This is a genomic window from Pseudomonas sp. IT-P260, assembly GCF_949768395.1.
GTDB classification, from domain to species: Bacteria; Pseudomonadota; Gammaproteobacteria; order Pseudomonadales; family Pseudomonadaceae; genus Aquipseudomonas; species Aquipseudomonas parakoreensis.
The window spans coordinates 238,031-244,266 of record NZ_CATKPO010000002.1 but is presented as its reverse complement, the minus strand read 5'-3'; the positions used below and the strand labels follow the sequence as shown (position 1 = coordinate 244,266).

The 6,236-nt window shown below is 59.6% G+C and carries 3 protein-coding genes; 2 read left to right on the top strand and 1 reads right to left on the bottom strand.

The annotated features are described in order from the left end of the window. Positions 1 to 3,676: beta strand repeat-containing protein (locus ACM6HV_RS02155; protein ID WP_414903275.1), on the top strand; the 3,676-nt coding region annotated here is incomplete at its 5' end. Here the strand turns inward: ACM6HV_RS02155 and ACM6HV_RS02150 are convergent. Continuing rightward, positions 3,630 to 3,902: a hypothetical protein gene (locus ACM6HV_RS02150; RefSeq protein ID WP_414903281.1), complete on the bottom strand. Its 273-nt coding sequence runs from the start codon at positions 3,900 to 3,902 to the stop codon at positions 3,630 to 3,632. The two genes, ACM6HV_RS02155 and ACM6HV_RS02150, sit on opposite strands and share 47 nt — an antisense overlap. A gap of 308 nt (positions 3,903 to 4,210) precedes the next feature. Here ACM6HV_RS02150 and ACM6HV_RS02145 point away from each other — a divergent pair, with 308 nt between their 5' ends. Beyond that, on the top strand, positions 4,211 to 6,136 hold the full coding sequence (locus ACM6HV_RS02145) for a hypothetical protein (protein WP_414903273.1): 1,926 nt from the start codon (positions 4,211 to 4,213) through the stop codon (positions 6,134 to 6,136). The last annotated feature ends 100 nt before the right edge of the window (positions 6,137 to 6,236 follow it).

The window sequence follows — 6,236 nt, the reverse complement described above, 5'->3', positions numbered from 1 at the left end:
TTCTGACGGCGATACCAGCACCGCGAATCTGGTGCTGCAGATCCACAACAACGACGATCCAGTGGTCCTCAACGGTCTCGACGTGAACGGCGGCGAGCTGACGGTCTACGAGAAAAATCTCAGCGACGGCAGCAGCCCGAATCCATCAGCATTGACCCAGAGCGGCACGTTCACCGTGACTGCGCTCGATGGCCTGCAAACCCTCACTGTCGGTGGTATCGCCGTGGTCAGCAATGGTGTGGCCGCAGGCTTCCCGCAATCGGCGGTCACGCCATTGGGCAGCACCCTGACCATTACCGGTTACAACCCGGCCACGGGCGTGGTGAGTTACAGCTACACCTTGGTGGACAACGAGGCTCATCCGACTGCTAACGGCGCCAACAGCCTCACCGAGAATTTCAACGTGGTCGCCACCGACGGCGACGGCAGCACTGCTTCCGGGCAGATCAACGTCAACATCATCGATGACTTGCCGACCGCCAAGGCCGACACCGGATCGGTGGTGGAGGGCGGTACGGTGAATGTCAGTGTGTTGGGCAATGATGTCACCGGTGCGGACGGCGCAGCGGCGGGTGGTGCTGTGGTTGGCGTGCGCGCCGGCGGCGATACCTCAAGCTCGGCGATCGGCGGTCTCAACAGCAACATCAACGGCACTTACGGCTACCTGACGCTGGACGCGGCGGGCAACGCCATTTACCACAGCAACCCCAACTCGGTGAGCCCACCGGGCGCCACCGACACGTTCACCTACACCATCCGCGACGGTGACGGCGACGAAAGCACCACTACCCTCACCATTAATGTCGCTGACAGCAAACTGGTGGCCTTGGTCGATCAGGACGTGACGGTCTACGAAAAAGCCCTCGACCTGACCAAGGACGGCCAGGACCTGGCGCCCGGCACGGTCACCGGCAGCGACCCGAGCAACACCGGCGAAACTGCCACCGGTACGCTGGTCGGTGCGGTCACCGGCGGCAGCGGGGCGATCACCTATACCTTGGTCGGCAGCGCCACCGGCACCTACGGGCAGATCCAGCTCAACGCCGACGGCACCTACACTTACACCCTGACCTCGGCACCGAAAACCACGCCGAACGCCAACGACGGCGCCAACACCCTGAGCGAAAGTTTCACCTACAAAGCCACCGATGCGCTGGGCAACAGCACCACCAGCACCCTCGTAGTCAACATCGTTGATGACGTGCCCAAAGCCGTGGCGTCGGACCGCTCGGTGGCGGCGGTGGAGATCGATTCCAATCTGCTGATCGTCCTCGATATTTCCGGCAGCATGGTCGACCCGTCCGGCGTGCCGGGTCTGTCGCGGCTGGATCTGGCGAAACAGGCGATCAGTGCCTTGCTCGACAAATATGACGACCTCGGCGACGTCAAGGTGCAACTCGTCACCTTCAGCAGCAGTGCCACCGACAGGACCTCGGTATGGGTTGACGTTGCGACCGCCAAGTCGATTCTCGCCGGCCTCACGGCGGGCGGCGGCACCAACTACGATGCGGCGGTGGCGATGATGCAAACCGCTTTCAATACCTCCGGCAAACTCACCGGGGCGCAGAACGTCGGTTACTTCTTCTCCGATGGCAAACCGACCACCGGCCAGGAAATCGGCACCGCCGACGAGACCGCGCTGAAGAACTTCCTCGATGCCAACAGCATCAAGAACTACGCCATCGGCCTGGGCAGTGGTGTGAGCAACGCCAACCTCGACCCGCTGGCCTATGACGGTATCAGCCACACCGATACCAACGCGGTGGTCGTCACCGACCTCAATCAGCTCAATTCGGTGCTGTCGGGCACTGTGGAAGGTGCGCCAGTCACCGGTTCGCTACTGGGCGAGGGCGGTACCTTCGGCGCCGATGGCGGCTTCATCAAATCCATCGTGGTCGACGGCACCACCTACACCTATGACCCGCGCGCCAACAGCGGCCAGGGTTCATTGACCGCCAGCGGCGGCACCAACCACGGCACGTTCAACACCGTGAACAACACGATCAGCATCGCCACCAACAACAGCGGCACCCTGGTAATCAACCTCGACACCGGCGACTACAGCTACACCTCGCAGAAAACCACGACCACGGTGATCACCGAGAACATCGGTTTCACCCTCAGCGACAATGACGGCGATCTCGCCAGCTCGACGCTGACCGTGAAAGTGATCCCCAACTCGCCACCAGTGGCGGTGGACGACCACGTCATCACCAACGTGCTGTCGAGCAGCGTCACGGTGCCGGGCGAACTGTTGCTGGCCAACGACACCGACCCGGACGGTGACCCGCTCAACGCCTCACCAACCACCTTCAACACCGGGTGGGTGGCCAAGGGCGCGGACTTCACCGGTACCGGCGCGATCACGTTCAACGGCACCAGCAACACGGCGGCCAACCAGAACCTGGCCGACGTGCGTAACGCGTTCGCGGCGAACACCGCCGCGATGACCGCGGTGCTGGTGGTCAGTGGTTACCTCGGTGCGGTGACCAACGCCAATGCCAACGATGAAGACCTGATCACCGTCAAACTGAAGCAGGGTGAAACCCTCAACCTGGATCACAACCTGGCGGCCGGCCACGTCACCATGGAGTACTCGGTCAACGGCGGCGCGTTCGTCAGCATCGCCGACGGCGGCACCATCACCGCCAGCGCCGACGGTACGTACCAGATCCACGTGACCAACATCAGCAACACCAGCGGCAGCAACCCGACGGCAGCGGAAAACTACCAACTGACCATGACGGTCAATTACGCCGGCGCCCACGACGTGACGCCGGACTTCAACGGTACCTACACCGCCAACGATAACCATGGCGGCAGCGACACCGCCAACGTCAGCATCACCTATCAGGATGGCCACACCCTCACCGGTACTGCCGGGGATGACATTCTGGTAGCGGGCACCGGCAACAACCTCCTCAATGGTGGCGACGGCAACGACGTACTGACCGCCGGTTCCGGCAACAACGAGATGCACGGCGGTGCGGGCAACGACTTGCTCTACAGCGGCCCGGGCAACGACATTCTCGACGGCGGCACCGGCATCGACACGGTCAGCTATGCCCACGCCACCGCCGGGGTTACGGTCAACCTCGGCCTGCTCGGTGCGCAAAACACCATCGGCGCCGGCACCGACACGATCAGCAACATCGAAAACCTGGCCGGCTCGAACTTCAACGACACCCTGACCGGCGACAACAATAACAACGTGATCAACGGCGGGCTGGGCAATGACATCCTCAACGGTGGTGGTGGCGATGACCTGCTGATCGGCGGCATGGGCAACAACACCCTGACCGGTGGAGCGGGAGCGGACACCTTCCAGTATCTCAAGGGCAACACTGGCCACGACACCATCACCGACTTCACCCCGGGCACCGACAAGCTCGACCTGTCGCAACTGCTGCAAGGTGAAAACGGCACCACCGCGTCGCTCGACGACTACCTGCACTTCACCGTCACTGGCAGCGGCGCCTCGGTGCTCACCAGCATCGACGTCAGCGGCCTGGCCGGCGCCACGCCGAACCAGACCATCGACCTCGCCGGCGTCAACCTCGCCAGTCATTACGGTGTAACGCCAGGGGCGGGTGGAGTGGTAGCCGGTGGGCACGACACGGCGACGATCATCAGCGGCATGTTGAATGATCATTCGCTGAAAGTGGACACGGTTTGATCAAGGCCTGAAACGACAAAACCCGCCGCTCCGGCTGATTGGAACGGCGGGTTTTTCTTTGCTCAGGCGAGAGCGGCGCCTCAGCCTTCAACTGCAGATTATCCGGCACCCGATTCACCGCCAGCCCACCCAGCATGATCAGCTGCGCAATCCTCGACAACACATGCCGTTGCAATCCGTCCATCGGCCCGGGAAAGTCATTGGCCATGACCTTGGCCGAGTTCAGTGTCTCGCACCCATCGACCAGCAGTTCTTCGCTGTCGATACCGGGGCGATGAGGTACCGGGCATTGGCGCTAGGATGCGCAGCCTGATTCAGGCTCCGATCCGGTTTGTTGAACCGCTCTGTTCATGCCGTTCTGCAAGGTGACAGCGGTCTCAATCTCCGACGAACGGTAGCAAAACCTGTAATTTCTGACAGTAGCCAGCGAATATACAACGCCGTTAAATCACTTCAGAGCAATGAATCCTCAACCTGCCGATAACAGGCAGATGTTTTGGGAGCGTGGGTCGATATCGTGAGAGGGCGTCTGCAATGCCGATGACTCAAAAGCTGGCTGATCCTGTAGATCCCGTCCTGGAGAAGCCCGGGGTTCCCGTCATTCTCAAGGATGAAAATGGCAACGAGAGCCCCGATGGGCTGCTGCCGCGCAATGCTCTGAACGATGATGTGAAAGTGATTGTCCCCAATTGGAAGCCGGCTTACTTCGATGCTCCGATCCCCTACATCATTATCATCAGTTGGGTATTTGAGGGCGGCCCCTTCACTGAGGTCTACCGCGAGGCATTTGATGAACCGGGGGAGAAGGTCTTGAAAGTCCCGCAGGACAAGCTGGATCCTGGCACTTATGACTTGTCCTACCAGTTGGACTACGGCGGGAACAAGGAGTATTCCTTTCGTAAACGCGTGACGGTTGATCGGGTCCCCCCGAATGATAATCAGCAACCGACAGCCCTGATCATGCTGAACGTTCCGGGCGATATCACCGATGACTATCTCATTCGTTTTGGCGAGGTCCGGTTTCAAGTCCCGTTCTATCCGGATGCCAGGGCACGGGATCGTGCGATCTATTTCCTGACCGAAAAAGAAAATCCGCCGGACTCCGAACAGGAAATACGTGAGCAAGCATTCAGCCAGCAGGACATCGATCAGAAGCAACTGATCATCACGATTTATGAAGCGGACATTCGGGCCAAGGGACACGGCCCACGTTACTTTTATTACAAGTTGCGGGACTGGGCCGGCAACATCGGACCGCGCTCTACTACGTTGCCGGTGTTCGTCGATTTGAAACCCGGGCCCGGCAAACTCAACCCGCCACGTGTGCCGTTATCGGCCAGGAGATTGATCGACCGCGAGCATGCCCGCGAAGGGGCTTCGAATCAGCAGGCTGTTACGGTCGAAATCGATAACTATGACAACCCGGATGCCTCCGACAAGCTTTTGATTCAGTGGAATGGTCATGATCTGGCACCGCTCGATGTCGATCCTTCGAAGCCGGTACAGATCGCGGCCGTGACCTGGTCAACATTGACGGCCGACGGGCTCGGTCCCATGGACGCACGTATCGACTATCGCGTCAGTCGGGGCGGGACGCCGACGCCGCCGTCACCGGAAACAACCGTGCCCTTCAACTTTACGGTCGCGGGTCAAGACCACCTCGATGCACCTGCGCTGTTGAACACCAGGCTGGCGAAGGTCGAGATTTACGGAGCCGTTTCAAAACAGCTGAACAAGCTGCTTCCCGACGACTATGAATTAAACGCCGATGGGTACCTGGCGCTGCATGACAACCCTTTGCCAGGGGAAAAGGTCTTTCTGTTCTGGGGAGCCATCAGCGCACCCGTCGCGGAGTATGAGGTTAAGCCCGGTGATACGGCCGGGAAAAAAATTCCCTTCAGCATCCCTTGGGAGTTTATCGACCAGGACAAGGAAAATCCGGCGCTGCCTGTGCATTACCTCACCGATAACGGTGTGAACCAGCAACTGGCCCCGACTACTCGGGTGGACGTGGCAATCGTCATCATCAGGAATATGCCCGAACCAACCTTCCCGGATGGCGGGCGGGAAGGGCTCCTCGATTGCTGCGCCAACCCACGGTTGTGGGTGCATGTGAAAGTTCATATCGAGGGTAATGACGCGTTCGATGAGAACGATATTGTCGAGCTGCGTTGGCAAGGGTGTCAGGGCCCCAACGGTACCTCTCCTATTTCGGGCGTCGCGGACTCGTTCGAAACGAAGCTGACTCTTGATCAGGCACGCAATGGCTTTGACGTGCTGGTGACGGACTATCAACGGTTGATTGAGCCCATGGTGAATAACGGGTCGGCGCTCTGTCAGTACTTTTTGAGAAAAAGTAATGGCGGTCGTGGAGTATCGAAATTCGATTTTGTAATTATCAATAGAACAATGCCCAGCGGCGCAGTTTGCGGGCCGGATGTGGATCTTTGTTCGAAGTAATATCTGTGGCGCCGGATCGTTTGAGTTGCCGGACGCTGACATAAGTTGTGCTGACTGCTGTTGAGGCTTTTGCAGTTCCCTGAAAGTTGTCAGTTTTCAA

What these genes read in the sequence shown, in the direction of transcription:
- ACM6HV_RS02145 (WP_414903273.1), top strand. Translation starts at nt 4,211, where the DNA reads ATGCCGATGACTCAAAAGCTGGCTGATCCTGTAGATCCCGTCCTGGAG.